The organism is Sphingopyxis sp. A083 (genome assembly GCF_001468495.1).
GTDB lineage: Bacteria > Pseudomonadota > Alphaproteobacteria > Sphingomonadales > Sphingomonadaceae > Sphingopyxis > Sphingopyxis terrae.
In genome coordinates this window covers 17,803-43,833 of record NZ_LNSK01000015.1, presented here as the reverse complement: position 1 = coordinate 43,833, position 26,031 = coordinate 17,803, and the positions used below count along the sequence as shown (strand labels likewise).

Annotated in this window: 28 protein-coding genes and 1 tRNA gene; 21 read left to right on the top strand and 8 right to left on the bottom strand. The window is 65.2% G+C overall.

Going from position 1 to position 26,031, the window contains the following annotated elements; genetic code table 11:
• Positions 1-12: 12 nt before the first annotated feature.
• Both ATE59_RS16620 and ATE59_RS16615 read right to left on the bottom strand, forming a co-directional pair.
• The gene (locus ATE59_RS16620; RefSeq protein ID WP_058813378.1) at positions 13-957 is read right to left on the bottom strand and encodes an alpha/beta hydrolase; all 945 of its coding nucleotides are present in this window, start codon (positions 955-957) and stop codon (positions 13-15) included.
• Complete coding sequence (locus tag ATE59_RS16615) at positions 954-2,339, bottom strand: dicarboxylate/amino acid:cation symporter (protein WP_003039910.1); 1,386 nt, start codon at positions 2,337-2,339, stop codon at positions 954-956. Before ATE59_RS16615 ends, ATE59_RS16620 begins: the two co-directional genes overlap by 4 nt.
• A gap of 198 nt (positions 2,340-2,537) precedes the next feature.
• Between ATE59_RS16615 and ATE59_RS16610 the strand changes: the two genes are divergently transcribed.
• The 3 genes from ATE59_RS16610 to ATE59_RS16600 all read left to right on the top strand — a co-directional run bounded on the left by ATE59_RS16610 (position 2,538) and on the right by ATE59_RS16600 (position 6,789).
• On the top strand, positions 2,538-4,220 hold the full coding sequence (locus tag ATE59_RS16610; protein ID WP_156416827.1) for a sensor histidine kinase: 1,683 nt from the start codon (positions 2,538-2,540) through the stop codon (positions 4,218-4,220).
• The gene (locus ATE59_RS16605; protein WP_058813377.1) at positions 4,217-5,539 is read left to right on the top strand and encodes a sigma-54-dependent transcriptional regulator; all 1,323 of its coding nucleotides are present in this window, start codon (positions 4,217-4,219) and stop codon (positions 5,537-5,539) included. Before ATE59_RS16610 ends, ATE59_RS16605 begins: the two co-directional genes overlap by 4 nt.
• Positions 5,540-5,658: 119 nt before the next feature.
• A complete protein-coding gene (locus ATE59_RS16600; RefSeq protein ID WP_058813376.1) occupies positions 5,659-6,789 on the top strand; it encodes a sensor histidine kinase in 1,131 nt (376 codons plus the stop codon).
• Between the two features lie 62 nt (positions 6,790-6,851).
• Here the strand turns inward: ATE59_RS16600 and ATE59_RS16595 are convergent.
• Positions 6,852-6,927 (bottom strand) — tRNA-Thr (locus ATE59_RS16595).
• An 18-nt stretch (positions 6,928-6,945) separates the two neighbouring features.
• Positions 6,946-7,818: a hypothetical protein gene (locus ATE59_RS16590; protein ID WP_058813375.1), complete on the bottom strand. Its 873-nt coding sequence runs from the start codon at positions 7,816-7,818 to the stop codon at positions 6,946-6,948.
• A gap of 62 nt (positions 7,819-7,880) precedes the next feature.
• Between ATE59_RS16590 and ATE59_RS16585 the strand changes: the two genes are divergently transcribed.
• The 9 genes from ATE59_RS16585 to ATE59_RS16545 all read left to right on the top strand — a co-directional run bounded on the left by ATE59_RS16585 (position 7,881) and on the right by ATE59_RS16545 (position 14,540).
• The gene (locus ATE59_RS16585; protein ID WP_003039891.1) at positions 7,881-8,459 is read left to right on the top strand and encodes a NifU family protein; all 579 of its coding nucleotides are present in this window, start codon (positions 7,881-7,883) and stop codon (positions 8,457-8,459) included.
• A 29-nt stretch (positions 8,460-8,488) separates the two neighbouring features.
• Positions 8,489-9,082 (top strand): malonic semialdehyde reductase, encoded by a 594-nt coding sequence (locus ATE59_RS16580; protein WP_003039889.1) that lies wholly within the window; start codon positions 8,489-8,491, stop codon positions 9,080-9,082.
• A complete protein-coding gene (gene tsaB / locus ATE59_RS16575; protein WP_003039887.1) occupies positions 9,057-9,701 on the top strand; it encodes a tRNA (adenosine(37)-N6)-threonylcarbamoyltransferase complex dimerization subunit type 1 TsaB in 645 nt (214 codons plus the stop codon). The genes ATE59_RS16580 and tsaB overlap by 26 nt, the downstream gene beginning before the upstream one ends.
• Positions 9,698-10,177, top strand: a complete 480-nt coding sequence (locus ATE59_RS16570; RefSeq protein WP_003039886.1) for a GNAT family N-acetyltransferase — start codon at positions 9,698-9,700, stop codon at positions 10,175-10,177. The genes tsaB and ATE59_RS16570 overlap by 4 nt, the downstream gene beginning before the upstream one ends.
• Positions 10,178-10,289: 112 nt before the next feature.
• On the top strand, positions 10,290-10,721 hold the full coding sequence (locus ATE59_RS16565; protein WP_003039884.1) for a MucR family transcriptional regulator: 432 nt from the start codon (positions 10,290-10,292) through the stop codon (positions 10,719-10,721).
• 124 nt (positions 10,722-10,845) lie between these two features.
• Positions 10,846-11,271, top strand: a complete 426-nt coding sequence (locus ATE59_RS16560; protein WP_003039883.1) for a Fur family transcriptional regulator — start codon at positions 10,846-10,848, stop codon at positions 11,269-11,271.
• Complete coding sequence (locus ATE59_RS16555; RefSeq protein ID WP_003039881.1) at positions 11,243-12,037, top strand: lysophospholipid acyltransferase family protein; 795 nt, start codon at positions 11,243-11,245, stop codon at positions 12,035-12,037. The genes ATE59_RS16560 and ATE59_RS16555 overlap by 29 nt, the downstream gene beginning before the upstream one ends.
• Before the next feature lie 7 nt (positions 12,038-12,044).
• On the top strand, positions 12,045-13,397 hold the full coding sequence (gene miaB / locus ATE59_RS16550) for a tRNA (N6-isopentenyl adenosine(37)-C2)-methylthiotransferase MiaB (protein ID WP_058813374.1): 1,353 nt from the start codon (positions 12,045-12,047) through the stop codon (positions 13,395-13,397).
• A gap of 135 nt (positions 13,398-13,532) precedes the next feature.
• Entirely contained in the window at positions 13,533-14,540 is a 1,008-nt protein-coding gene (locus ATE59_RS16545) for a PhoH family protein (protein WP_058813373.1), read from the top strand.
• Between the two features lie 29 nt (positions 14,541-14,569).
• Here the strand turns inward: ATE59_RS16545 and ATE59_RS16540 are convergent, their stop codons facing one another.
• A complete protein-coding gene (locus tag ATE59_RS16540; RefSeq protein WP_058813372.1) occupies positions 14,570-14,953 on the bottom strand; it encodes a DoxX family protein in 384 nt (127 codons plus the stop codon).
• A 138-nt stretch (positions 14,954-15,091) separates the two neighbouring features.
• Here ATE59_RS16540 and ATE59_RS16535 point away from each other — a divergent pair, with 138 nt between their 5' ends.
• The 9 genes from ATE59_RS16535 to ATE59_RS16495 all read left to right on the top strand — a co-directional run bounded on the left by ATE59_RS16535 (position 15,092) and on the right by ATE59_RS16495 (position 24,422).
• Entirely contained in the window at positions 15,092-15,544 is a 453-nt protein-coding gene (locus ATE59_RS16535; protein WP_003039873.1) for a carboxymuconolactone decarboxylase family protein, read from the top strand.
• 8 nt (positions 15,545-15,552) lie between these two features.
• Complete coding sequence (locus tag ATE59_RS16530) at positions 15,553-16,422, top strand: sigma-70 family RNA polymerase sigma factor (protein WP_058813388.1); 870 nt, start codon at positions 15,553-15,555, stop codon at positions 16,420-16,422.
• A gap of 73 nt (positions 16,423-16,495) precedes the next feature.
• Positions 16,496-18,580, top strand: a complete 2,085-nt coding sequence (locus tag ATE59_RS16525; protein WP_058813371.1) for a transglycosylase domain-containing protein — start codon at positions 16,496-16,498, stop codon at positions 18,578-18,580.
• Between the two features lie 118 nt (positions 18,581-18,698).
• The gene (gene ybeY, locus ATE59_RS16520) at positions 18,699-19,205 is read left to right on the top strand and encodes an rRNA maturation RNase YbeY (RefSeq protein WP_058813387.1); all 507 of its coding nucleotides are present in this window, start codon (positions 18,699-18,701) and stop codon (positions 19,203-19,205) included.
• 17 nt (positions 19,206-19,222) lie between these two features.
• Complete coding sequence (locus ATE59_RS16515; protein ID WP_040589145.1) at positions 19,223-20,164, top strand: hemolysin family protein; 942 nt, start codon at positions 19,223-19,225, stop codon at positions 20,162-20,164.
• Between the two features lie 40 nt (positions 20,165-20,204).
• On the top strand, positions 20,205-21,362 hold the full coding sequence (locus ATE59_RS16510) for a glycosyltransferase family 4 protein (protein WP_058813370.1): 1,158 nt from the start codon (positions 20,205-20,207) through the stop codon (positions 21,360-21,362).
• 6 nt (positions 21,363-21,368) lie between these two features.
• Positions 21,369-22,694 carry a replication-associated recombination protein A gene (locus ATE59_RS16505; protein WP_058813369.1) on the top strand — a complete coding sequence of 442 codons (1,326 nt, stop codon included), beginning with the start codon at positions 21,369-21,371 and terminating at the stop codon, positions 22,692-22,694.
• Complete coding sequence (locus tag ATE59_RS16500; protein WP_231737469.1) at positions 22,691-23,047, top strand: MmcQ/YjbR family DNA-binding protein; 357 nt, start codon at positions 22,691-22,693, stop codon at positions 23,045-23,047. The genes ATE59_RS16505 and ATE59_RS16500 overlap by 4 nt, the downstream gene beginning before the upstream one ends.
• A 31-nt stretch (positions 23,048-23,078) precedes the next feature.
• A complete protein-coding gene (locus ATE59_RS16495) occupies positions 23,079-24,422 on the top strand; it encodes a serine hydrolase domain-containing protein (RefSeq protein ID WP_058813368.1) in 1,344 nt (447 codons plus the stop codon).
• A gap of 4 nt (positions 24,423-24,426) precedes the next feature.
• Here ATE59_RS16495 and ATE59_RS16490 read toward each other — a convergent pair whose 3' ends face one another.
• From ATE59_RS16490 to ATE59_RS16480, 3 genes are all read right to left on the bottom strand, one after another.
• The gene (locus ATE59_RS16490; RefSeq protein ID WP_058813367.1) at positions 24,427-24,843 is read right to left on the bottom strand and encodes a GFA family protein; all 417 of its coding nucleotides are present in this window, start codon (positions 24,841-24,843) and stop codon (positions 24,427-24,429) included.
• A 120-nt stretch (positions 24,844-24,963) separates the two neighbouring features.
• Complete coding sequence (locus ATE59_RS16485) at positions 24,964-25,182, bottom strand: hypothetical protein (RefSeq protein WP_058813366.1); 219 nt, start codon at positions 25,180-25,182, stop codon at positions 24,964-24,966.
• Positions 25,179-25,997, bottom strand: coding sequence for a DNA adenine methylase (locus ATE59_RS16480; protein ID WP_231737468.1), 819 nt, complete (start codon positions 25,995-25,997; stop codon positions 25,179-25,181). Before ATE59_RS16480 ends, ATE59_RS16485 begins: the two co-directional genes overlap by 4 nt.
• Positions 25,998-26,031: the final 34 nt, after the last annotated feature.

Genomic DNA, 26,031 nt, shown 5'->3' with positions numbered 1-26,031 from the left:
TCTTGTCTGTATTCATCGATCGAATGGCCGCCTGGTCATCCAGGCTTCGAACAGATCGGGCCATTGGCTTAGGATCTGGTCGGGCGTGCCGAGACCCCATCCGTGGCCGCCCTCCTCGAAAATGTGCAGCTCGGCCTTCGCGCCCTTGGCGAGCAGCGCCTGGAACAGTGACAGATTATGGCCGGGCGGTGCGATCGGATCGTCGGATGCCGAAAATAGGATCATCGGCGGCGCGTCGCTGTTCGCCAGCGTATCGAGCGACCAGGCGTCTTCGGCGGCTTTGGTCGGATGCTCGCCGATAATCTCGCGCCGCGTCCGCGTCGTGTCGAACGGCTTGCGCAACTGCACCACCGGAAAGAGCAGCGCCGCGAAGTCGGGGCGTGCCGGGGCGTTTTCGAAACGATCGGTGCCGTCGTAGAATTTCTGGTCGGGCCGCAGCGCGGTGAAGCCTGCGAGGTGCCCGCCAGCCGACATGCCCATGATTCCGATGCGGTCGGGCGCGATGCCGAAATCGGCGGCGCGCGTGCGCACGATCTTCATCGCTCGCTGCGCGTCGGCGAAGGGCGCGCTCGCGTCCCAGCCGTCGCGCGGAAGGCGATAGATCAACTCGAACACGGTATAGCCGTGCAGCTGGAGCCATTTCGCCGCGGGCGTGCTTTCCTTCCACAGCTGGATACGGAAATAGCCGCCGCCACCGCAGACGATGACCGCGCGGCCGTTGGCGATATTGGGCCGGTAGACGCGCAGCCGCGGGGTCGCGATATTCGATACCGCGCCATAGCCGGTCCCCGCGCCGCCGATCTTTTCGGGGCCGCTGGGGCCGTTGCTGCCCGGCGGTTTGCCGGGCCAGAGCGGAATTTCCTCGACCGCAAAGGCAAACGCCGGGGCCGATCCGGCAGCGCCGACGGCACCTGCGAGCGCCGCGCCGCCGGCAAGGATGGACCGCCGCGAGATCATGCGCTTTCTCCTGCTTTGCTCATCGCAAGGCTGTGCGGGCCGGAGCGTTCGTGGCGCTCGCTATCCTCGCTCGGTAGCGCCATCGGCGTGCCGGCCATCGCCGCCGCCAGCCGATCGGTATCGAGCGCCTTTTCCCATTTGGCGACGACGATCGTCGCCACCGCATTGCCGATGAAGTTGGTGAGCGCCCGGCATTCGCTCATGAAGCGGTCGATCCCGAGGATCAGCGCCATACCCGCAACGGGAACCGACGGGACGACCGAGAGCGTCGCGGCAAGGATCACGAAGCCCGCGCCGGTCACCCCGGCGGCGCCCTTCGAGCTGATCATCGCGACAAGGACGAGCGCGAGCTGCTCGCCGAGCGACAGGTGGATGCCCGTCGCCTGCGCAATGAACAGCGCGGCGAGCGTCATGTAAATGTTGGTACCGTCGAGGTTGAACGAATAGCCGGTCGGCACGACGAGTCCGACCACCGTCTTGCGGCAGCCGGCGACTTCGAGCTTTTCCATCAGGCTCGGCAGCGCCGCTTCGGATGACGAGGTGCCCAGCACCAGCAGCAGCTCTTCGCGGAGATAGCGGATCAGCGCGAAGATCGAAAAGCCGGTGAAGCGTGCGACCAACCCGAGCACGACGACCACGAACAGCAGCGAGGTGAGGTAGAAGGTCGCGACGAGCGTCGCGAGGCTGGCGAGCGACCCGATCCCGAACTTGCCGATGGTGAAGGCGATCGCGCCGAACGCGCCGATCGGCGCGAACTTCATCAGCATGTGAACAAGCTTGAAGATCACTTCGCTGAACGACGTCAGCAGATCGAGCACCAGGTCACTCTTGGGGCGCGTCGTGAAGATTGCGACGCCCGAAAGGATCGCGACGAGCAGAACCTGCAGGATTTCGCCGTCGGTCATCGCGCTGAACAGCGTCGTCGGGATGATGTTGAGCAGGAAGCCGGCGAGCGATTGTTCCTCGGCGGTGTGCGCGTAGGTCGCGACTGCGGTGGTATCCAGCGCGGCGGGATCGATGTTGAGGCCGGCGCCGGGCTGCACGATGTTGGCGACCGCCAGGCCGACGATGAGCGCCAGCGTCGAAAAGGTCAGGAAATAGATGAAGGCCTTGGCGGCGACGCTGCCGATTGAGGACATGTCCTTCATGCTGGCGATGCCGGTCGCGACCGTCAGGAAGATCACCGGCGCGATGATCATCTTCACCAGCTTGATGAAGCCGTCGCCCAGCGGCTTCAGCGCCTCGCCGGCATCGGGATAGAAATGCCCCAGCAGCGCGCCGAGCAAAATCGCCACGACAACCTGGAAATAGAGCTGGCGATAGAGCGGTACGCGCTTGCGTCCGCCCATGCCGTCATCTGCCGCGATGCTGATCGACCCCATGCCATCCTGTCCCCTGTCCGCCGGCTCGAACCGGCCGTTGCGGGAATTCTAGGATGGTTCGCGGCGGGCGCAACGATCGCGCTCCCTCCCTTCGGTTCTATATAAAACAACGGCTTATGATGATCTCCGATCAAATTTGTGCAGATTTCCGCATATTTCGGATATACAAAGTGCGGATATTCGCACATCAATCGAGCGATGACGGTGCTGGGAATCGATCTGCGCGCGCGGCGCTGGGCCTTGGCTGCGGGGCTATGCGCCTTGCTCGTCGTCGCGCTCGCGGTCGCGATCACCGATCGGGTGATGCACGATCGCGCGCTGTCCGAGCAGGCCGGACTTGCGCGTAACGACGCGGCGATATTGGCGTCGAGCCTGCGCAGCGAGCTCGACAAGTTCAGCCTGCTTCCGATCGCGCTCGCCGACGATCCGCAGGTGCGCGCGCTGGCTGCGGGCGACGGCGCTTCGGTGGCGGCGCTCAACGGGCGGCTCGAGGCGCTTGCGCGCCAATCGGCGGCGGCGGCGATCTATGTGATGCGCGCCGATGGCACGACGCTCGCGGCGAGCAACTGGCGACTGCCGACCAGTTTCGTCGGGTCGAAATATGCCTTTCGCCGCTATTTTCACGATGCGCTGGCCAACGGCTCGGCCACCCAGTTCGCGCTCGGGACCGTCAGCCGCGAGCCGGGGCTCTATATCGCGCGGCGCATCGGGACGCGCGCCGCGCCGCTCGGCGTCGTCGCGGTGAAGGTCGAGTTCGACGGGCTCGAGAGGAGTTGGCGCGACACGGCCCAGCGCGTCTATGTGACCGATCGCGACGGGGTAGTGCTGCTGGCAAGCGACGAGCGTTGGCGGTTTCATCTGGCCCAAGGCGCGAGCACCGACGCGCGCGATGCCGAGGCCGATCTGCGACAGTTCGGCATCCGGACGCTGCGCCCGCTCGCGATCGTTTCGCCCAATGAGGGCGAGGCGGTGCGTATCCCGCTGCTCGACACGCGGCAGCCGATCCTTCCCGACGGATGGGTGCTGCACCTGCTCGCCGATCCGGCGCAGCGCGTCGATGCGGCGGTGGCGACCGGGCGGCTGGCGCTGGCGCTCGGCTTTCTGGTGCTGGCGGTTCTTGCCGCGACGGGCGTCGTGATGCGCCGACGCCGCGATGCGCGCGCGCAGGCGCTGCTCGACGAGCGAACCCGCACGCTGCGCGAACAGCTATCGCAGGCCAACCGACTGGCGACGCTCGGCCAGATATCGGCCGGCGTCGGGCACGAGATCGGGCAGCCGGTCGCCGCGACGCGGGTTTTTGCGGAAAATGGGCAGAAGATGCTCGCGGCCGGCGAGGTCGAGCAGGCGTCGGGCAATTTTGCCCGCATCGTCGATCTGGCGGATCGGATCGGACGGATCACCGGCGAACTGCGGCGCTTCAGTCGGCGGCAGCCGGCCGACCGCCGCGAAATGCCGCTCGGCGAGGCGATCGACGGGGCGCTGCTGCTGCTGCGAGATCGCATCCGGTCGATGCACGTCGCCATCGACCTGCCGCCCGAGGAGGCAACGCAGGTCGTCGTCGCCGCCGAACATGTCCGGCTCGAACAGGTGCTGGTCAACCTGCTGCAAAATGCGCTCGATGCCGCCGGAGAAGGGGGCAGGGTGACAGTCGCCGTCGATGCGGGCGGCGATGCCGTCTGCCTGCGCGTGATCGACAGCGGGACGCCGCTTTCGCTGGTGCAGGCCGACGATCTGTTCCGGCCCTTCGCGACGACCAAGCCCGACGGCCTCGGCCTCGGCCTTGTCATCGCGCGCGACATCATGCGCGATCTTGGCGGCGAGCTTTCCTATGATGCGGATGCATCCGCGACGACCTTCGTCATGACGATCCCGCGCGCATGACCGGCGTGCGGCCAACGGTCCTTTTCGTCGAGGATGACGAGACGCTGCGCGAGGCGACGGTGCAGGCGCTGACGCTCGAAGGTTTCGAGGTCTCGGCCCATGCCGACGCCTTATCTGCGCTGCGCGCCGTCACCCCCGCCTTTGCCGGCGTGATCGTCAGCGATATCCGTATGCCCGGAATGGACGGGATCGCCTTTTTCGACCATCTGCGCGCGCTCGATCCCGAAATGCAGGTGATTTTCACGACCGCGCATGGCGATGTCGCGATGGCCGTCGAGGCGATGAAAAATGGTGCGGCGGACTTTTTCACCAAGCCCTATTCGGTCTCGCGGCTGGTGCATGCGATCGGCCGGGCGCACGACAGGCGGGCGCTGGTGCTCGAAAACCGGCGCCTGCGCGACGCGCTACGCGAACGGGAGCATCGGCGGATCGGCGGCTCGTCGCAGACCGCCGAGCGGCTGCAGCGCCTGATCGCCGAAGTCGCGCGTGCCGATGTCGACCTGATGATCTCCGGGCCGACGGGCGTGGGCAAGAATTTCGTCGCGCGGCTGGTCCACGACCTCAGCCCGCGGCGCGACAGGCCCTTCGTGACCGTCGATGCCGGCGTTCTGATGCACGACGACGCGAATCTGATCCTGTTCGGGCGCGATCCTTCGGTGGCGCTGTCACGGTCGGGCCTCGTCGAACGGGCGCAAGGCGGCACGCTGGTTCTCGACGAGATCGAGAGCATTCCCGAGCGCGCCAAAGCCCAGTTGCTGAGCCTGATCGACACGCGCCGTTTTCTTGCGATCGGTGCCGAGCGGCCGCGTTCGGTCGACGTCCGCATCATCGCCATCTCGCGCAGCGCGGGTGAAGGAGAGCGCGCGCGGCCACTCGATCCCGCGCTGCTCCACCGGCTTGGCGGCATCGCGATCGCGCTGCCCGAACTGGCGAACCGGCGCGAGGATATTCCCGATCTCTTCCGCGAATTTGTCGCCGCCTTCGAGGCCGAACTGGAGCTTGAGACGAGCGATCTCGGCGAAGCCGAGTGGCGCCATCTGCTCAGCCACGACTGGCCGGGCAATATACGCGAACTGCGCACCTTCGCGCGCAACTTCGTCACGGGCCTGACGCGCATCGCGCAAGGCTCTGCCCGCGGCGCGGAACCGCAAAGCCTGCGCGAAATGGTTGCCCGCTTCGAACGCGCGGTGATCGAGGACGCGCTGCGCGACGCAAAGGGACAGGTGGACGAGGTGCAGCAAAGATTGTCGCTGCCGCGCAAGACGCTTTACGACCGCCTGACGAAATATGGCCTCAGGGCCAAGGATTATCGGCGGTAAGGCGGCGCGATGATCGTTCACAACGGACGGCAAGTCGCGACATATGGTGTTTCGGCCGGTGTCGGCCGAAACGCCGGTGCAGAGCTTGCGGCGTGCAACAGAGGCCGGAGGGGGCTGTCATGAATCCCGATGACATAGCGCTGGACGTGAATTTCAGAAACCGACCGGCAAATGCGCGGGGCATTCGTATTGCCACGATCAGATTCGGCATCGCGTTCTGGGTTTTTGTCATGATCGTTGCGGCATTCATCATCGGCGCGACGAGCGACGTCTCACGATCATTCCTGTTTTACAGATTCGTCGATTTTGTATCGCTCTCTGCGTTGGCGCTTGCCCTGTCGTATCTCATCTTTTTGCTGCACGAGAAATCGGTACGGCGCCGCACTTCGGAAGATTCGCTACCTCTCCTCATCATAGCGTCCTTTTTTCTATCGGTTGCGCTGGCTGCATTATGGGCAGGCTCCCATGCTCTCTACCCTGTAATCGCCGCAATTCTAAGTCTCGTGCCAACGGGGACGACGAACGTCATGGTCTACTTCGGAGCTGCGTGGGGGATTCTTTTTGCGTGGGGCTGTCTGTTCGTCGCGTTGATCTATGCGTTCGAGTTGAACGACCGCAAGGTGCGTCTCGCCGCCATACGAGAAGAGGCGCTGAGTGCCCAGATGCGCGCGCTGCGCTATCAGATAAATCCGCATTTCCTGTTCAATACGCTCAATTCGATTGCCGGGCTGATCGAAGAAGGTGCCGCTACGCAAGCCGAACGCATGGTGCTTTCCCTCTCCATCTTTCTGCGGACCACATTGGCGCTTGATCCGTTCCATGACGTTCCGCTTGCCGATGAAATCGCACTGCAGCGAGAATATCTGGAGATCGAACGCGAGCGGTTTTCCGACCGCATGAGCTTTTCGATAGCCACCGACGCCGATGTGGCCGATGCGTTGGTCCCAAGCCTTATCCTGCAACCGCTCATCGAAAATGCTCTCAAGCATGGCGTGGGTGCGACCCGCGGCAGGGTTGAAATATTGGTCAGGGCCTGCCGGGCAGGGGATCGGCTGTGCATCGCGATCGAAAACGACATGCCCCGGAATGATGACGGGGATATGCCGAAGACGTCGGGTTTGGGAGTGGGCCTCAAGAATGTGGCCGAACGATTACGCGCTCGCTTCCAGGGCAATTACGCGATGAAGTCCGGGCCTGTTGGCGAGGGCCGCTTCGGTGTCTCTCTGGAACTGCCTTGGCGACTGGCGTGACCGAATGCATCGGCTTTCAATGCAAATTGCGGATGGCGCGATGAGCCTGTTATCGGGCGCGATGGTGCCGGCTGTCAGACTCGAACTGACGACCTACCGCTTACAAGGCGGTTGCTCTACCAACTGAGCTAAGCCGGCGCGTTCGCGCCCCTTGCGTCAAATTATGCCAAAGGTCCAGCCCTCGGTGCGTGCGATCGCCGGGGTGAGCGGTGCGGGGGACCAGGGTGCGGCATCGGCGGCGATCGCGCGGAGCCATGCGGCGCTGAGCAGCGCGTCGCTCGCATGGTCGCTGACCGGCCCTGCGAGCCCAGCCGGCGGCGAACCGAGCGCTGCAAGCGCGGTATCGAGTGCGGCGCCGTCGCGGATCTTGCTGCGCCCGGCGGGCACGCCCGCGGCGCGGGCGGCAAGCGCGGTGTAGATTTCGACGAGCAGCGGGCCGCGCGGGGGCGCTGGATCGAGCGGCCAGAGCGGGAGGGCGCCGCCGAGATGGTGGAGCAGCCGCATCCCCGACAGGCTGGCCTTGCCGACCTGTGCCGCGCCGACGAGGTTGAAATTGCTCACGCTAGCCGCCTGGCGGGTCGCGCGCTGATGCTGTTCGACGATACGCAGCCGTCCTGCGCCACCCTCGAACAAGTCGCCGACATCGCCCTTTGCGTGACGGAAATGGCGGCGGGCCTCCGCATGATTGAGAAAGCCATGCGCCTCGAAATGCGGATCGTCCGCCGCATGGCGCGCGACGAGCGCCCATAGCGCGCGCATATCGGGCGGACTGTCGGGCCATTGGGGGAAATAGGCGTCGCGGTCGGCAAAGGCGAAAGCAGCCGAAAAATCGAAGCCGATCAGCATGTCGGTGCCTTGTACTGCGACGTCGCAGAGCCAGTCGAATATTTCCGCGCGCGACCAGACATGCCCCGGCCGGACGAGCGCGGGCGCCGCCGCGCCGCTCGCCACGGCGAGTGCTATACCACGCTGGCGCGCGCCGCGGGCGCCCGACCAGTCGATGGCGGCAAAATGGGTGAATGGGCGCATATTTGGCGTGTAGCGCGGCGCGGCGCCTTGCACAAAGGGCCGCCCGGTCCCAAATGCGACCCATGCTGATCGAAACCGAATCGACGCCGAACCCCGCGACGCTCAAATTCCTGCCCGGCCGTCCGGTCATGGAAACGGGAACCCGCGACTTTGCCAGCCCCGAAGAGGCCGAAGCCTCGCCCTTGGCGCAGGCGTTGTTCACCCTCGGCGATGTGAGCGGCGTCTTCTTCGGGCGCGACTTCGTGTCGGTGACGATCGCGCCCGGCGCCGAATGGTCGATGGCGAAGCCCGATGTGCTGGGCATCATCATGGATCATTTCCTGGGCGATATGCCGCTGTTCAACCCGGCGAGCGCCGCGGGGATCAGTGTTCCGGGCGAGGCGGAGGGGGGCTTTGCCGACGACCCGGCCGATGCCGACATCATCGACCAGATCAAGGAACTGATCGAAACGCGCGTCCGCCCGGCGGTCGCCAACGACGGCGGCGATATCGTCTATCGCGGGTTCGACAAGGGCAATGTCTATCTGAAGATGCAGGGCGCCTGCGCCGGCTGTCCCTCGTCGACCGCGACGCTCAAGAACGGGATCGAGTCGCTGCTCAAACATTATGTTCCCGAAGTCACCGCCGTCCACGCGGTCTGATCTGATCCCAGCCACAGGAGTATGTCCCGATGAGCGAGCCGCTTTCCGACAGCGCCCTCGACCAGCTTTTCCGCACCGCGCGTACCTATAACGGCTATCTCGACAAGCCGGTGTCGGACGCGCAGCTTCGCGCGATCTGGGATCTGATGAAATTCGGCCCGACGAGCGCGAACAGTCTACCGGCGCGCATCGTCTGGTGCGTTTCGGACGATGCCAAGGAAAAGCTCGCTGCGCTGTCGATGCCCGCGAACGCCGAAAAGATATTGAAGGCGCCGGTCACCGCGATCATCGCGATGGACAATGAATTCTACGAACATCTGCCCGAGCTGTTTCCGCACACCGACGCGCGGAGCTGGTTTGCGGGCAATGCGCCGCACGCCGCGACCACCGCGTTCCGCAACTCCAGCCTGCAGGGCGGCTATTTCATCCTAGCCGCGCGGGCGCTCGGGCTCGATACCGGGCCGATGTCGGGGTTCAACAACGACGCTGTCGACGCCGCCTTTTTCGCCGATACGCCCAATGTGAAGAGCAATTTCATCTCGACGCTGGGCTATGGCGATCCGGCGAGCATCTTCGACCGCAGCCCGCGGCCGGACTTTGACCGCTTCAACCGCATCGCCTGACGCGCTCCGGCTCGTCATCGATTGTGCCAGCGAGGCCTGCACGGTCGCGCTGATCGATCGCGCGCGCGTGGTCGATGCGCGGCACGAGGTGATCGGACGCGGCCATGCCGAGCGGCTGGTTCCCCTGATCGCCGAACTGCAAGGCGGGGGACGAGCGGCCGGGATATTGGTTGGCTGCGGGCCGGGCAGCTTTGCCGGCGTGCGCATCGGCGTCGCGGCGGCGCGCGCGCTGGGACTGGCCTGGGGCGTCCCCGTGCGCGGCTTTTCGACCCCGGCCCTCGTCGCCGCGGCGGCGGCCGAGCCGATTGCGGCGGCAGGCGGCGCGCTCGTCGTCATGGAGGGCGGGCACGGCCAATGGTTCGTCCAGCCCTTCGACGCCGACCTGACGCCGCGCGGGCCGGTGCAATCGCTGTTGCCCGACGCCGCCATCGCGAACGGGGATGCGTTGATCGTCGGCAATCGCGCTGAAGCCTTTGTGGCGCGCCGCGGCTTCGGCGAGGCGCTGGCGATGCTGCCCGACGCGCGTGCGCTGCCTGCGCTGCCGGCGGAAGCCCTGTTCGACGACCCCCGTCCCATTTACGGGCGGGCACCCGACGCAAAACCGATGGCGACGCCATGAGCGAGGCGGTGCGGATCGCCACCGCGCGCGTCGCGGACCTGAACGCGGCGATGCGGATCATGGATGCGGCGTTCGATCCCGCCTATGGCGAAGCGTGGAGCGCAGGTCAGTTGCTGACGCTGTTCGCGCTCCCTTCGGCACGGATTTGTCTGGCATGGGCCGGGGAGCGGGCGTGCGGCTTTTATGCGGCGCGGATCGCCGGTCCCGAAAGCGAGTTGCTCCTGCTCGCCGTCGACCCGGCCTTTCGCGGCCGCGGCGTCGCAAAAAAACTCATGACCGACTGGCAGAATTGGGCATCGGGCGAAGGCGCCGAAGACTATTTCCTTGAAATGCGGGCCGACAATGATGCGATTCATCTTTATCGCGCAGCGGGTTTTACGGAGTGCGGACGGCGCCCTGCTTATTATCGCGGGCGCGATGGCGTAATGCGCGATGCGATTACGATGCGGCGCCCAGTCAAGGACGCCGATCATTAGCAATTGAGGCATTGCGAAATTCCCACCAAAATGGCATGAATTTCCTCGGGGTATAAACCCCCCAATAATCAAATCGCTGATTATCCGGGTCTTTATATGGGGAATGAGTTTCATGTCGGAGTCTGCCGATACAAATGAAATGCTCGTCACACTGACTGCCGACATCGTCGCGGCGCACGTCAGCAATAACAGCGTCGCGATTTCCGATCTCGCGATCCTGATCAATAACGTCCACACAGCCTTGTCGAACCTTGGCGAAAAGCCGGTCGAGGAAGAAAAGCCGGTGCCCGCGGTGTCGATCCGCGCGTCGGTGAAGCCCGATCACATCGTGTGTCTGGAAGACGGCAAAAAGCTGAAAATGCTTCGCCGCCACCTGATGACCCACTATGGCATGACCCCCGACGATTATCGCGCAAAGTGGGGCCTTCCGGCCGATTATCCGATGGTTGCGCCCAATTATGCCGAACGCCGGCGCGCGCTCGCCAAGGAGATCGGCCTGGGCACCAAGGGACGCGGCGGTGGCCGCAAGCGCAAGAAAGTCTGAGCTTTTCACGGCGCAGAATGCAGGGGCGGTGCCGGGGGGCGCCGCCCTTGTTCTATGCGCGGGGCGACCCTATACAGATTGAAGAAACAGGACGCGACCTGCGCGCTTTGCACGAAAGGCCATCATGCCCGGTTCCATCGATCTTGAAGCCCTTTGCCACGAAAAGGGCCTGCGGATTACCGAACAGCGTCGCATCATCGCGCGCGTGATTTCGGATTCCGAAGATCATCCCGACGTCGAAACGCTGTACGAGCGCGCGTCGAAGATCGACAGCGGCATTTCGATCGCGACCGTTTATCGCACCGTGCGCCTGTTCGAAGAAGCGGGCATCCTCGACCGCCATGATTTCGGCGACGGCCGTTCGCGCTACGAAGCCGCGCCTGAGGCGCATCACGATCATCTGATCGACGTCGAAACGGGCAAGGTGATCGAATTCGTCGATCCCGAACTCGAAGCGTTGCAGAAGGTGATCGCCGAACGGCTGGGCTTCCGCCTCGTCGATCACCGCATGGAGCTTTACGGTGTCGCCATCGATCGCAAGCGCGACTGATCGCGCCCGGATCACCTGGCGCTCGGTCTTTCGCCTTGCGCTGATGGTGCTGACGCTCCTTTTCCTGATCGTCCCGCACCTTTTCTACCGCGCCATCGGGCGGCCATCGCCGATGGTCATGGCCTTTCTGAATGCGGTCGGCTGGATCGCGGGATTGCGGATCACGACGACCGGCACGCGGCTGCGCCGCGATGTCCTGTTCGTGTCGAACCATGTCAGCTGGCTCGATATATTGGCGCTCGGCGGTGCGGCGCGATCGGCCTTCGTGTCCAAGGCCGAGGTGGGCACGACGCCGCTCGTCGGCTGGCTCGCCGACCAGAATCACACCATCTATGTCCAGCGCGAGGCGAAGCGCGAGATTCACAATCAGACGAACGATCTGCGCAACGCGCTCGCGCGCGGGCGCCCGGTGACGCTGTTTCCCGAGGGGACGACGGGGCCGGGCGACGGCTTGCTGCCATTCCGGCCGTCGCTGTTGCAGGCGGTGATCCCGACGCCGCCGCGGCTTCAGGTGCAGCCGGTGTTCCTCGACTATGGGGTCGATGCGCCCGATATCGCGTGGCTCGATCCCGAATCGGGCCTCGACAATTTCAAGCGTCTGCTGGCGCGCAAGCGGCCGATCACATTGACCATCCATTATCTCGATCCGCTGCCCAACGATGCGGAGGCGGACCGCAAGCTGCTGGCCGAGGCGGCGCGGGCTGCGATCGCCGGCGCCATGGCGGAGACGCCAAACCCTTCCGCGATCAGCCGCCATCGCCTATAGGGCGCCGATGACATCCGACTCCCCCGCCAAAAATCCCGCCAAGACCTTCCACGTCAAATCCTTCGGCTGCCAGATGAACGTCTATGACGGCGAACGCATGGCGGAGATGCTGGGGACGCAGGGTTATGTTCCCGCCGCCGATGGCGCCGACGCCGATCTGGTCGTGCTCAACACCTGTCACATCCGCGAAAAGGCGGCCGAGAAGGTCTATTCGGACATCGGCCGACTGAAGCGCGAGGACGGGAGCACGCCGACGATCGCGGTCGCAGGCTGCGTCGCGCAGGCCGAGGGCGCCGAGATCGCGCGTCGCGCGCCGAGCGTCGATGTCGTCGTCGGCCCGCAGGCCTATCACCGGTTGCCCGACCTGATCGCGCGCGCCGAACGCGGCGAAAAGGCGATCGACCTCGACATGCCGCTCGAAAGCAAGTTCGGCGCGCTGCCGAAGCGCGCGGGTGGTCAGCGCCCGACGGCCTTTCTGACCGTGCAGGAAGGGTGCGACAAATTCTGTACCTATTGCGTCGTGCCCTATACGCGCGGTGCCGAGATCAGCCGGCCGTTCGCCGACCTGATCGCCGAGGCGCGCGCGCTCATCGCGGGCGGGGTGCGCGAAATCACCCTGCTCGGGCAGAATGTGAACGCGTGGGACGGCGAGGATGACAAGGGCCGGGCGATCGGCCTCGACGGCCTGATCCGCGAGCTTGCGCGGGAGGACGGACTGGAGCGCATCCGCTATACCACCAGCCACCCCAACGACATGACTGACGGGCTGATCGCGGCGCATGGCGAGATCGACAAGCTGATGCCCTTCCTTCACCTGCCGGTGCAGGCGGGCAGCGATCGCATTCTGGCGGCGATGAACCGCAGCCATAGCGTCGACAGCTATTTGCGCGTCATCGAGCGCGTTCGCGCGGCGCGTCCCGATATTGCGATCTCGGGTGACTTCATCGTCGGCTTTCCCGGTGAGAGCGAGGCCGATTTCGAGGCGACGCTCGATATCGTGCGCGCGACCAATTACGCGATGGCGTACAGCTTCAAATATTCGCGCCGCCCCGGCACGCCCGCAGCGACGATGGACGAACAGATCGACGAAGCGGTGATGAACGACCGCCTCCAGCGGCTGCAGGCGCTGCTCAATCAGCAGCAACAGGCGTTCAATGAAGCGACGGTCGGGCGCGCGACGCGCCTGCTGCTCGAACGCAAGGGCAAGCATGACGGCCAGTTGATCGGCAAGTCACCCTGGCTGCAATCGGTGCATGTGACGGCGCCGGGGCTGGCGATCGGCGACATGACCGATGTGCGGATTACATCGGCCGGGCCCAACAGCCTTGGCGCCGAGCCGTTGATGGAAGCGGTTGCCTAGTGCCGGCTTTGAGTTTGGGTGTCCCCGCGAAGGCGGGGACCCATCTCTTTTCGCCGCATTCCGGTGCCACGGGAGATGGACTCCCGCCTTCGCGGGAGTACACAGGTTGTTACTGAAAGAAGGAGCCCTGCCCACGTGTCGAAACGCCCGCTGACCGCCGCATCGCCCGCCGAACCTGGCGACCGCGTCCGATTGTCGGTGGAGTTCGAGCGAACCCAGCTTCTGGGCATATTGTTCGGCGAGTTTGACCGTAATCTGGTGGCGATCGAGAACAGGCTCGGCGTTTATATTTCGGCGCGCGGCAACCGCGTGCAGATCGAAGGGGAGGCCGAAGCCGCGGCGCGGGCGCGCGATGTGCTGACCGAAATTTATACGCGGATCGAACGCGGCGAAGAGATCGACAGCGGGCTGGTTGACGCGGTGATCGCGATGACGGCGCAGCCGACGCTCGACGGCATCATCCGCCACGAAACCAGCGACGCGCCGCCGGTGATGATCCGCACGCGCAAAAAGACGATCGTCCCGCGTGCGCCCTCGCAAATTCCCTATATGCAGGCGCTGGCACGCGACGACGTGATTTTCGCGCTCGGTCCCGCGGGCACGGGCAAGACCTATCTTGCGGTTGCGCAGGCCGTCGCGCAGCTCATCACCGGCAGCGTCCAGCGCCTGATCCTGTCGCGCCCCGCGGTCGAAGCGGGCGAGAAGCTCGGCTTCCTGCCTGGCGACATGAAGGAAAAGGTCGATCCCTATCTGCGTCCGCTCTACGACGCGCTGCATGATTGCCTGCCCGCCGAGCAGGTCGAACGTCGCATCGCGAGCGGAGAGATCGAAATTGCCCCGCTTGCCTTCATGCGCGGGCGCACGCTTGCCGATGCCTTCATCATCCTCGACGAAGCGCAGAATACGACGATCCCGCAGATGAAGATGTTCCTCACCCGCTTCGGCATGAACAGCCGCATGGTGATCTGCGGCGACCCGAAACAGGTCGACCTGCCGCTGCCCGCGACATCAGGCCTCGCCGATGCGGTCGCGCGGCTCGAAGGGCTCGAAGGGATCAACATCAGCCGCTTTACGAGCGCCGACGTGGTGCGTCATCCCATCGTCGGGCGGATCGTCGAAGCCTATGAGGGGCCGGGAAGCTGAGCGCGGCGGCGCCCTGACGCGAAAGCTGTTCAGTCTTTGGAGCGGCTGGCGTCGATGCTCCATATCCCGGCGCCGCGCGTCGCGATGAACAGGAAGATGAAGGTATAGAGGATGATCGTCTCGCCGCCGTTGACGATCGGATAGAGCCCGTTCGGCGCGTGAACGACCCAATAGCCGACCGCCGACATGCCGCTGGCGATGAAGGCCGCGGGCCGCGTGAACAGGCCGATGATGATCAGCGCGCCCGCGACGAGTTCGATCGTTCCGGCGGCATAGAGCATCGGGTTGAGCGGCATCGGAAAATCGGTCGGGAAATTGAAGAATTTCTGCACCCCGTGCGCGAGGAACAGCAGGCCGGCGACGATGCGCAGCAGCGCATAGGCCTGTTCACGATATCCATCGAGAAACTTCATCACACGCCCCCTTCGGTCGTTGTCGATGCGCGACGCTATCGCAAAAGAGCGTCGTCGCGAAATTTTTTCGTGCGCCATGTCACAATCGACCGGCGCTGCCTCGTCATGTCGGCACAACCCGAACAAAGGAGTGATGACATGACCAAGGTAACCGAACCCTTCGCCGCAGCGCCGCAGTTGATGAAGCAGTGGATGGCGGTTTCGCTCGCGGTGCAGGACAGCCTCGAGAAAAGCCTGACCGAACTCGTCAAGATCCGCGCCTCGATCGTCAACGGCTGCGCCAATTGCATCAACATGCACACCGCCGAAGCCCGCGCCGGCGGCGAGAGCGAGCAGCGCATCTATCTGCTGTCGGCCTGGCGCGAGGCGCCTTGCTATACGCCCCGCGAACGCGCGGCGCTCGCCTGGACCGACGCCTTGACGCGTCTGTCGCAGGGGCACACACAGGGCGAAGCCAAGGCGGCGCTCGAGGCCGAATTCACGCCGGAGGAACAGGTGAAGCTGACGCTGATGATCAACATCATCAACGGATGGAACCGCATTGCGGTTGGTTTCGACCTTTGGCTCGAACAGCCGGCGCGCGCTGCGTGACAGCGACGATGCCTTCGCGCGCGGATGCGGCGGATGCGGCGGATGCGGCGGCGAGTTTCGATCCGCTGCGTCCGCTGCTGACGCGCGTCGCCTATCGCATGCTCGGCTCGGTTGCCGATGCCGAGGATGTGGTCCAGGATGCCTTCATCCGCTGGCTCGGCGCCGATCGTGCGTCGGTGCATGAACCTGCTGCCTTTCTGCGGCGCACCGTGACGCGGCTTTGTCTCGACCAGCTCAAATCGGCGCGGGTGCGGCGCGAAACCTATGTCGGACCGTGGCTTCCCGATCCGATTGTCGGCGAGGAGCCCGACGACGATGTTACGCTGCCGCTGATGCTTGCGCTCGAACGGCTATCACCGCTCGAACGCGCGGCCTTTCTGCTCCATGACGTCTTCGGCGTCGGGTTCGACGAAGTCGCGGCGACGATTGGCCGCGATGCGGCGGCGACGCGCCAGCTCGCGACCCGTGCCCGCGCCCACGTCCGCGACGCGCGCCCGCGCTATCTGCTCGAGCGCGAGCGCGGACTCGAAATCGCCAGCGCCTTCTTCGCGGCGTCGCGGAGCGGCGACATGAGCGCGCTCGGCAATTTGCTCGCGGCCGATGTCGGCATGTGGTCCGATGGCGGCGGCAAGCGGCCCGCGGCGATGCAGCCGGTACTCGGCTTCAACCTCGTCATGCGGGTGCATCGCAGCCTGGCGGTCCTGTTCGGAAAATATGCCTCGACGCTGGTCGAGGTCGGGACGATCAACGGATTGCCCGGCTTCGTGACGCGCGAGGCCGATGGCGAATATCAGACGACGGCGCTGGAAATCGAGGATGGGCTGGTCGTCGGCATCTATGTCATGCGCAACCCCGACAAGCTGCGCCATATGCACTAAAGACGCGCGTGACAGCACGTCGCCGCACGAGCGATTGCGCGCTCTGTATTGGGGGTGTAATACGGCGCGAAGAATGACCGCTTTTCCCTTTTCCGACGATCCGCCGCCCCCGGCGATTGAAGAGCCGCTGTTTCCGCATGCCGAAGCGCCTGCGACGCCGGCGGGCGCGAAGAAGCCGCGGCCACGATGGCTGCGCTGGCTGTCGCGCGGCTTTGCGGCCTTTGCGATCCTCTTCATCCTGCTCGTCGGCTGGCTGGCGATTACGGCGCCGCTGTCGAAATCGCTCGAGCCGATCGCGCCGCCGCAGATTACCCTGCTCGCATCGAACGGCACCCCGATCGCGCGCATCGGCGCGGTAGTCGACAAGCCGGTGAAGGTCGCCGACCTACCCGATCATGTCACGCAGGCCTTCATCGCGATCGAGGACCGCCGTTTCTACAATCATTGGGGCGTCGATCCGCGCAGCGTCGCGCGGGCCGTATGGAGCAATGTCACCGGCGGCCGCACGCAGGGCGGCAGCACGATCACGCAGCAGCTCGCCAAATTCACCTTCCTGACGCCCAAGCGCACGCTGGGCCGCAAGGCGCGCGAGGCGCTGATCGCCTTCTGGCTCGAAGCATGGCTGACCAAGGACGAGATCCTCGAGCGCTATCTGTCGAACGCCTATTTCGGCGATAACACCTATGGTTTGCGCGCCGCGTCGCTCCATTATTTCTATCGCCAGCCCGAAAAGCTGACCCCGGCGCAGGCGGCGATGCTGGCAGGGCTAGTGCAGGCGCCGTCGCGGCTCGCCCCGACCAAGAACCCCGATCTGGCCGAAAAGCGGATGCGGCTGGTCGTGCAGGCGATGGCGCGCGAGGGCTATCTGACCGCGGCTGAGGCGAAAGCGATGCGGCCGCCGCGTATCGACGTGCGCGAGCGCGACGACCTGCCCACCGGTACCTATTTCGCCGACTGGGCGCTGCCGCAGGCCCGCAAGCTCAGCGACATCGGCTATTCGCGCCAGACGATTACGACGACGCTCGACGCCCGTTTGCAGGCGGCGGCGCGGCGTGCGGTCAATCGCGCCGCGCTCGGCAAATCGCAGGTGGCGCTGGTCGCGATGCGCCCCGATGGCGAGGTCGTGGCGATGATCGGCGGGCGCGACTATGCCGCATCGCCGTTCAACCGCGCTACGCAGGCACGGCGCCAGCCGGGATCGACCTTCAAGCTGTTCGTCTATCTCGCGGCGCTACGCAAAGGCTGGCGCCCGGACGACAGCATCGCCAACGGGCCGATCGAAACCGGTACCTATCGGCCGAAAAATGCCAGCGGCACCTATTCGCCGAGCATCACGCTGGAAGACGCCTTCGCGACGTCGAGCAACGTCGCGGCGGTGCGACTGCTGCAGGAAGTGGGCGATGACCGCGTCATCGCGATGGCGCGCGATCTGGGCGTGACTGCACCGCTGGCCAAGGGCGACCCGAGCCTAGCGCTCGGCACCTCGACGATGACATTGATGGAACTGACCGCCGCCTATGCCGCAGTGGCGGCGAACGCCTATCCGGTCGTTCCGCACGCCTTCAAGAGCGAGGACAAGGGCTGGTTCGAAAATATGGTCTGGGGCCCGAGCCATTTTTCGGCGCGCGAGCATGACGGGATCGAGGATATGCTGGGCGCCGTGGTCAATCGCGGCACCGGGCGCGCGGCGCGGCTGCCGATCGCCGGCTTTGGCAAGACGGGGACGAGCCAGGACAATCGCGACGCTTATTTCATCGGCTATACCGATGGGCTGGTTGTCGGCGTGTGGGTCGGCAACGACGATAATTCGCCGCTGCACGGCGTGACTGGCGGCGGCGTGCCGGCGCGGATCTGGCGCGATTTCATGGTACAGGCCAGCGGCCGCGGCGCCGAACCGAAGAAGGCGCCGCCGGCTGTCGATCCCGCGGGGCCGGTCCAGCCGCTTGACGTACCCGACGTCGGCACGATCCCGGTCGGCGACAAGACGAGCATCGGCGTCGAGGACGGCAATGCCGTCATCAGCACCGAAATCGGCGGCACGCGCGTCGATCTGCGTCTCCCGATCGGTGACCGGCAGACGCCATCGGGGCAGGGGCCGACCCTGACACCGGCAACCCCGCCGGCGCAGCCCCAGCCGGTGCCAGCAACGCCGCCGTAACGGGGGTGGGCAAGCGATTTCGCATGGCGCACGGCGCGGCGCGGCAGTAGCGAGGGGCAATGACCACGCCGATTCTCTCCGTCGATAGGTGCAGCCGGCCAGCGGCCGCGATCCGGCCATGCTGAGCGTCGAAACGCACGAGGCCAGCCCCTGGCCCGACGATCTCGATTGGCAGGCGCGCGCTGGCGAAGCGGCCGCGGCCGCGCTCGCGCTGACCCCTTACGCCGCGCTTGCCGATGCCGCGCCGCTTGTCGAAGTGGCGATCCGCCTGACCGACGATGATGAGGTGCAGGCGCTCAACCGCGATTTCCGGGGCAAGGACAAGCCGACCAACGTCCTGTCCTTTCCGCAGGTTCAGCCCGACCTTCTCGAAACGATGAGCAACAGCGACGACGGCGAGATATTGCTCGGCGACATCGTGCTGGCGCGCGAAACCTGCGTGCGCGAAGCGGCGGAGAAGGGGGTTTCAGTCGCCGATCATGCGACCCATCTGATCGTCCACGGGACGCTGCATCTGGTCGGATACGACCATGTCGACGACCATGGCGCCGAGGCGATGGAGGCTTTGGAAGTGAAAGCCCTTGCATCGCTGGGCATCGCCAATCCATATGCGGTGCAGGATTAACGGCAAAAGCGAGAGACATGCCCGACGAGCAGGGGTCTTCGACCCGATCGGAAGAGGACAGTAGATCCGGCCTGTGGGCCGGAATACGGACGTTGCTGTTCGGCGGTAACAGCGAACCGTCGCTGCGCGAGCAGATCGAAGAGGTCATCGACGAGGCCGAGGAAGAGGGCGCGGAGCGCCGCGGCAGCAGCATCGTCGGCGATCTGTCGCCCATCGAACGCAAGATGCTGCGCAACCTGCTGCACTTCGGCGAACAGACGGTCGACGATGTGGCGGTGCCGCGCGGCGAGATCATCGCGATTTCGGAAAGCGCCAGTTTCGAGGAAATCGTCGCCATCTTTGCCGACGCGGGGCACAGCCGCTTGCCGGTCTACCGCGAAACGCTCGACGAGGTCGTCGGGATGATCCACGTCAAGGACGTGTTTGCCGTGCTCGCCGAAGGGCGCACGCCGCCGCCGCTGCTCGACCTGTTGCGCCAGCCGCTCTATGTGCCGCAATCGATGGGCGTGCTCGACCTGCTCGCCGAAATGCGCGCGAAGCGCACGCACCTTGCGATCGTCATCGACGAATATTCGGGCACCGACGGCCTGGTTACGATCGAGGATCTGGTCGAGGAAATCGTCGGCGAGATCGAGGATGAGCATGACGACGAGCCGACCGCGCTGTTCGTGCCCGACGCCGACGGCTGCTGGGACGCCGATGCGCGCGCCGAATTAGACGATATCGGCGAAGTGATCGACCCGCGCCTTGCCGAAGTCGATGAGGATGTCGACACGCTCGGCGGCCTCGCTGCGGTGCTCGCGGGGCATGTCCCGGCGGTCGGCGAGGTGCTGCACCACCCGAGCGGGTGGCGCATCGAAATCACCGAAGCCGACGAAAAGCGTGTTCATCGTCTGCGCCTGCATCCGCCGGTGGTCGTCGATCTGGAAGCCTCGGCCGATCGCGGCGCCGACTTCTGACGAATTGCCTTTGACGGGGCAAAAGACTAGCGGAAACCGGATGGACGTTTCGGACCTTCGCATCGCGCTGTTCAGCGGCAATTACAATATGACGGTCGATGGCGCGAACAAGGCGCTCAACCGCCTCGTCGGCTATCTGCTGCGCCAGGGAGCATCGGTGCGCGTCTATTCGCCGACGGTTGCCGAACCCGATTTCGAGCCGACCGGCGACCTTGTCAGCGTGCCGTCGATGGCGATCCCGAACCGCCCCGAATATCGCATCCCGCTTCACTTCTCGGCCCGCGTGCGCGAGGATATCGCGAAATTCGCGCCCAATATCCTGCATATCTCCAGCCCCGACCGTGTTTCGCGGCAGGTGGCGGCGTGGGCACGGCGGCGCAATATCCCCGTCGCCTGTTCGGTGCACACGCGCTTCGAAACCTATTTCCGCTATTACAACCTGTCCTTCCTCGAACCGATTATGGTCGCATGGCTCCGCCGGCTCTACCGGCGCTGCGACGCGCTGATCGCGCCGTCGGAAAGCTTCGCGCAGGTGCTGCGCGAACAGCGGATGAACTATGACATCGGCATCTGGACGCGCGGCGTGGAGCGCGACATTTTCCGGCCCGACCGGCGCGAGGCGAGCTGGCGGCAATCGTGGGGCATTGCCGACGACATGCCCGTCATCGCCTTCCTCGGACGGCTGGTCATGGAAAAGGGGCTCGACGTTTTCGCCGACACGATCGACGTGCTCGAACGCCGCAAGGTCCGCCATCAGGTCGTCGTGATCGGCGAAGGTCCGGCGGGCGACTGGTTTGAATCGCGGCTGCCGCAGGCAAAATTCGTCGGCTTTCAGGGCGGTCCCAATCTCGCCCGGGCGATCGCGTCGTGCGATATGCTGTTCAACCCGTCGGTCACCGAAACCTTCGGCAATGTCACGCTGGAGGCGATGGCATGCGGCCTGCCGGTGGTTGCGGCACGCGCGACGGGCAGCGCCAGCATCGTCAAGCACGGCCAGACGGGCTATCTCGTCGATCCCGGGTCAATCACCGGCTTTGCAGACGACCTTGAGCGCTATTGCACCGATGCCGGGCTGCGCGCGGCGCATGGTGCGGCGGCGCTGGCCGAAAGCATGGCCTATGAATGGGACGCGATCAATCAGTCGGTCGCCGACACCTATTTGCGGCTGATCCGCCAGAAGCAGCGGCAGCGGAGGTAGCGCGGCATGGCCGGGGATCTGTTCGGCGACGATGCGCCGGCCGGTGCGGGCGATGCCGCCGGGCCGGTTCCGCTCGCCGAACGGTTGCGCCCGCGCAGCCTCGCCGATGTCGTCGGACAGGAGCATCTGACCGGCGCCGAGGGCGCGATCGGGCGCATGGTTGCGGCGGGACAATTGTCCTCGATCATCCTGTGGGGGCCGCCGGGCACGGGCAAGACGACGATCGCGCGCCTGCTCGCCGAAGCGGTGGGGATGCGCTTCGCGCCGCTGTCGGCGGTGTTTTCGGGCGTCGCCGACCTTAAAAAGGCGTTCGCCGATGCCGAAAAGATGGCGGCGGCTGGCAAGCGGACGCTGCTTTTCGTCGACGAGATTCACCGCTTCAACCGCGCGCAGCAGGACGGCTTCCTGCCCTTTGTCGAGCGCGGGACGGTCGTGCTCGTCGGAGCGACGACCGAGAACCCCAGTTTTGCGCTGAACGCCGCGTTGCTCAGCCGCGCGCAGGTGCTGGTGCTGCAACGGCTTGATGAAGCGGCGCTCGCGCAGCTTGTCGACCGGGCCGAAGCGGATGTCGGGCGGAGCCTGCCGGTGACGGCGGACGCGCGGGCGGCGCTGATCGCCAGCGCCGATGGCGACGGGCGCTTCCTGCTCAACCAGGTCGAAACCCTGTTCGCGGCGGCGATCGCCGATCCCCTCGACGCGGCCCAGCTTGCGCAATTTCTCCACCGCCGCATGCCGGTCTACGACAAGGACCGCGACGGTCATTACAATCTGATCTCGGCGCTGCACAAATCGCTGCGCGGATCGGACCCGCAGGCGGCGCTCTATTGGCTCGCGCGCATGCTCGTCGCGGGGGAGGAGCCGCTCTATGTCCTGCGCCGTCTCGTCCGGTTTGCGAGCGAGGATATCGGGCTCGCCGACCCGCAGGCGCTGACCCAATGCCTCGCCGCCAAGGACGCCTATCAGTTTCTCGGCTCGCCCGAGGGCGAACTCGCGATCGTGCAGGCGTGCCTCTATCTCGCGACCGCGCCCAAATCGAATGCTGCCTATGCCGCGCAAAAGGCGGCCTGGACCGCAGCGCGCGAAACCGGCTCGCTTGCGCCCCCGGCGAACATTCTCAATGCGCCGACCAAGCTGATGAAGGATCTGGGCTATGGCGCAGGCTATGCCTATGACCATGACGCCCCCGACGGCTTTTCGGGCGACAATTACTGGCCCGATGCCATGGCGCCCGCGACCTTCTATCGCCCCGTCGACCGCGGTTTCGAAAAGCGCATTGCCGAGCGTATCGCCTGGTGGGACGAGCGCCGCCGTGCGGCGCGGGAAGAGGGGTGAGCGCCCCTCGTTTCGATGGCTGGGACGATGTCGTCGCCTTTGCCTGCGCATTGCCCGATGTCGAAATGGCGCCCTTCTATGGCACCCCCTGCCCGAAGGTGAACGGCAAGGCCTTCGTGTCGCCGGGCCGTGAGGCCGGCAGTTTTCACGTCATGTGCCCGATCGAGGAAAAGGAGCTTTTGCTTGAAACCGACCCCGGCATCTTCTGGCAAACCCCGCATTATGAAGGCTGGCCCGGCCTGCTCGTCCGCTTCGTGCCCGCCGATCCCGGCCGCGTCGCCGACGTCATCCGCCGCGCCTGGTGGGATCGCGCCAAAAAGGCGCAGCGCGCGGCGTTCGGGCCGCGGCCCTGACGTGCGCTGGCGGGCGTTTCTTGTCGCAGCCATGGCGCTCACGGCGATGCCGGCGCAGGCCGCGGACGCCGGGGCCGATCTCAATCGGGCTTGGGCGGCGGGCTATCGCGCCGCCTTTACCTGCTCGTCGCTATGGGACGGCGCGGGCAAGGCGATGGCCGATATCGAACGCGACGAACTGATGGGCATATATCCCGAAATCGAGGCCGATGTCCGCGCGTTGACTGCCGATGTCGATCAGACGGCGCGCCGCGTCCTTGTCCGTTATCGCGACGACATGCCGCCGCGCGTTGCGCAATGGACCGGGCGGGACGGCTGCGTGACGCTGCCGATCGGCGCCGATACTGCGTCGGGTCCCGGCGTTTCGCCGCAGAAGCGCGCCGACTTTGACGCCCGGTCATGGCCGCTCGGCGACCAGGGTGCGCGCGCGCCGATCCCGCGCGGTCTGACGCCCTATGAAGCGGCGGTGATGAACATTGCCGGTTTCGGAGGGCGGACAAGCGCGCTGCTGATCGTCAAGGACGGCCGGATCGTCGTCGAGCACTATCAGGCCGGGCACGACGTCCATACGGCGCAGCGGACCTTTTCGGTCGCAAAGTCGCTGGCGGCAACACTTATCGGCAACGCGGTGCTGCGCGGCAAGCTCGACGTGGCCGCGCCCGCAGCGATTGCCGAATGGCAATCGGCAGGCGATCCGCGCGCCGTCATCACCACAGAACAGCTCATGCGCATGGCAAGCGGGCTGACGAGCGACAGCGCCGGCAATCGCACCGATGCCATCTATATGGGCGGCGCATCGGTGCGGGCGTGGACGACGCAATGGCCGCTGCTCAACCCTCCGGGCAGCCGCTATCGCTATGCCAACAATGACACGCTGCTCGCAACGCTGTCGCTGAAGGCAGCGCTGGCGAAGGAGGGCGAGGCGCTCGATCCCGCGGCCTTTTTCGACCGGCTGGGCATGACGCGCACCTTCGTCGAACATGACAAGGATGGCGATTTCATCCTGTCGAGCCAGGTGTGGACGACCGCGCGCGATCTTGCCCGGCTCGGCCTGCTCTATCTGAACGACGGCATGGCGGACGGCGAGCGCATTCTGCCTGCCGACTGGCGGCGCTTCGTTTCGACGCCGAGCGGCCCGCAGCCGGACGGGCCATTCGGCTATGGTGCCGGTTTCTGGCTGCTCGACAAATCGGCGGGCGTGCCGTCCGATGCCTTCGGCGCTTTCGGTAATCGCGGCCAATATGTAGTCATCATTCCGTCGCGGCGACTGGTCATCGTCCGGCAGGGCTATGACGACGCGGCGCAGCGGCTCGATATTGCCAAACTCACCGCTGCGGTCGTCGCGGGCGACGACAAGGCCGGCGCCCGGAAATAAGGCCTCACTCCATGCCGGGGTAGCGCGCGAAGCTGGGCATCTCGTCCAGCTTTTCCATCCAGCCGATCCGTTCGGCGACCTGGATTTGCGCGCCCGCGGGTATCAGGTCGGGATCGTCGAGCGTCCCCGACTGTACGTCGATCTTGCCGGGGAAAATCTGGTCGTTGGTATAGAAGAGGCCGGTGCCGCAATCGCCGCAGAAATGGCGCCGTCCATGCTCTGACGAAGCGTAGATTTTCGGCGTGCCGCTGAGCTCCAGATCGGCCTCGGCAACCAGCGCCCACCCGACCATCGGCGCGCCGGCGTGGCGGCGGCAATCGCTGCAATGACACAGGGCGTGATGTTCGACCGCCGTCGGCATTGAATATCGGATCGCACCGCAATGGCACTGGCCGGAGGCGCGGGCAGGGGAATCGGTCATGTCTCTCTCCTTGGCTGGAAGGAGAACATACCATAAACATTTTTTCAAAAGCAATTACGTCGGCGGTCAGTGAAGCGCGACAAAAGCTTTTTGAGTCTTTGACAAGACAGGTTGTAGCACTCAGGCGGCGGAATAACCCACCACATGATCCGCGCGGAAGCGCCAGATGTTCGAGCTGCCCTTGATCGTCATGATGTACCCCGGCGTATCGGCGCTCTGCACGTCCATCAGCACCTTGCCGGACGCCAGCCATACTGTAACGTCCTTCCCATCTTTTGCCGCGGCGGAGATTTCGGCCGCAAGCGTTTGGGCAATCCGAACGTCGTCTTCTGTAATCATTTGGGTTCTCCTCCGCCCCCACGGATAATCAGTTCGCGTGCCGTCGTCACCTGTCCGCTGACACGATAATTGACGCCGACCTCTTCGATCGAGCTACCCACGAAAAGCTCGCGAATGTCGGGATGGTCGTTGATCGACAGGATGAAGCGACCCTGCGCGCCTTCTAAGAGGTCTCTCAGACGGGCAAAATCGGCGCGTGAGAACACGCCCTTGCCGTAGTCGGCCTCGCACCCATGGTAGGGCGGGTCGCAATAGAACAGCGCCCCTGGACGATCGTAGCGGGCAATGAGCTTCTCAAATGGCAGCCGCTCGATGTGAACCGGCGCGAGGCGCTCGTGCACAGCCTCCAGCATCGGGACCAGCTTTGTCAGGTCGAACCGCGCCGGACCGGTCCGCGTCACGCCGAAATTGCGGCCCTCGACCTTCCCGCCGAACGCGAGGCGCTGAAGATACAGGAATCGCGCCGATCGTTCGAGATCGGTCAGCGTGTCCGGATCGACCCGCATCAGCCGCTCGAACTCGGCTCGGCTTGCGAGCTGCCATTTAAGCGTGTCCAGGAATTGCTGGTAGTGGCGCTGGAGGATGCGAAAGAGCGTCGTCACGTCCGCCGAGATGTCGTTGATCACCTCGGCTGGCGGGCGACGGTCCCTGCGGAAGAAAACCCCGCCCATCCCCACGAATGGCTCGACATACAGATCATGCGGCGTGCGCCCAATCAGCTCGACGAGGCGCCGCGACAGATTGCGCTTGCCGCCAATATAGCCTGCTACCGGGCGCGTCGGCCCGACCAGTTCAAAATTCAATCCTTCGTTCACTTCTGACACCTATCGCTTGCCCCGCCGGTGCGCC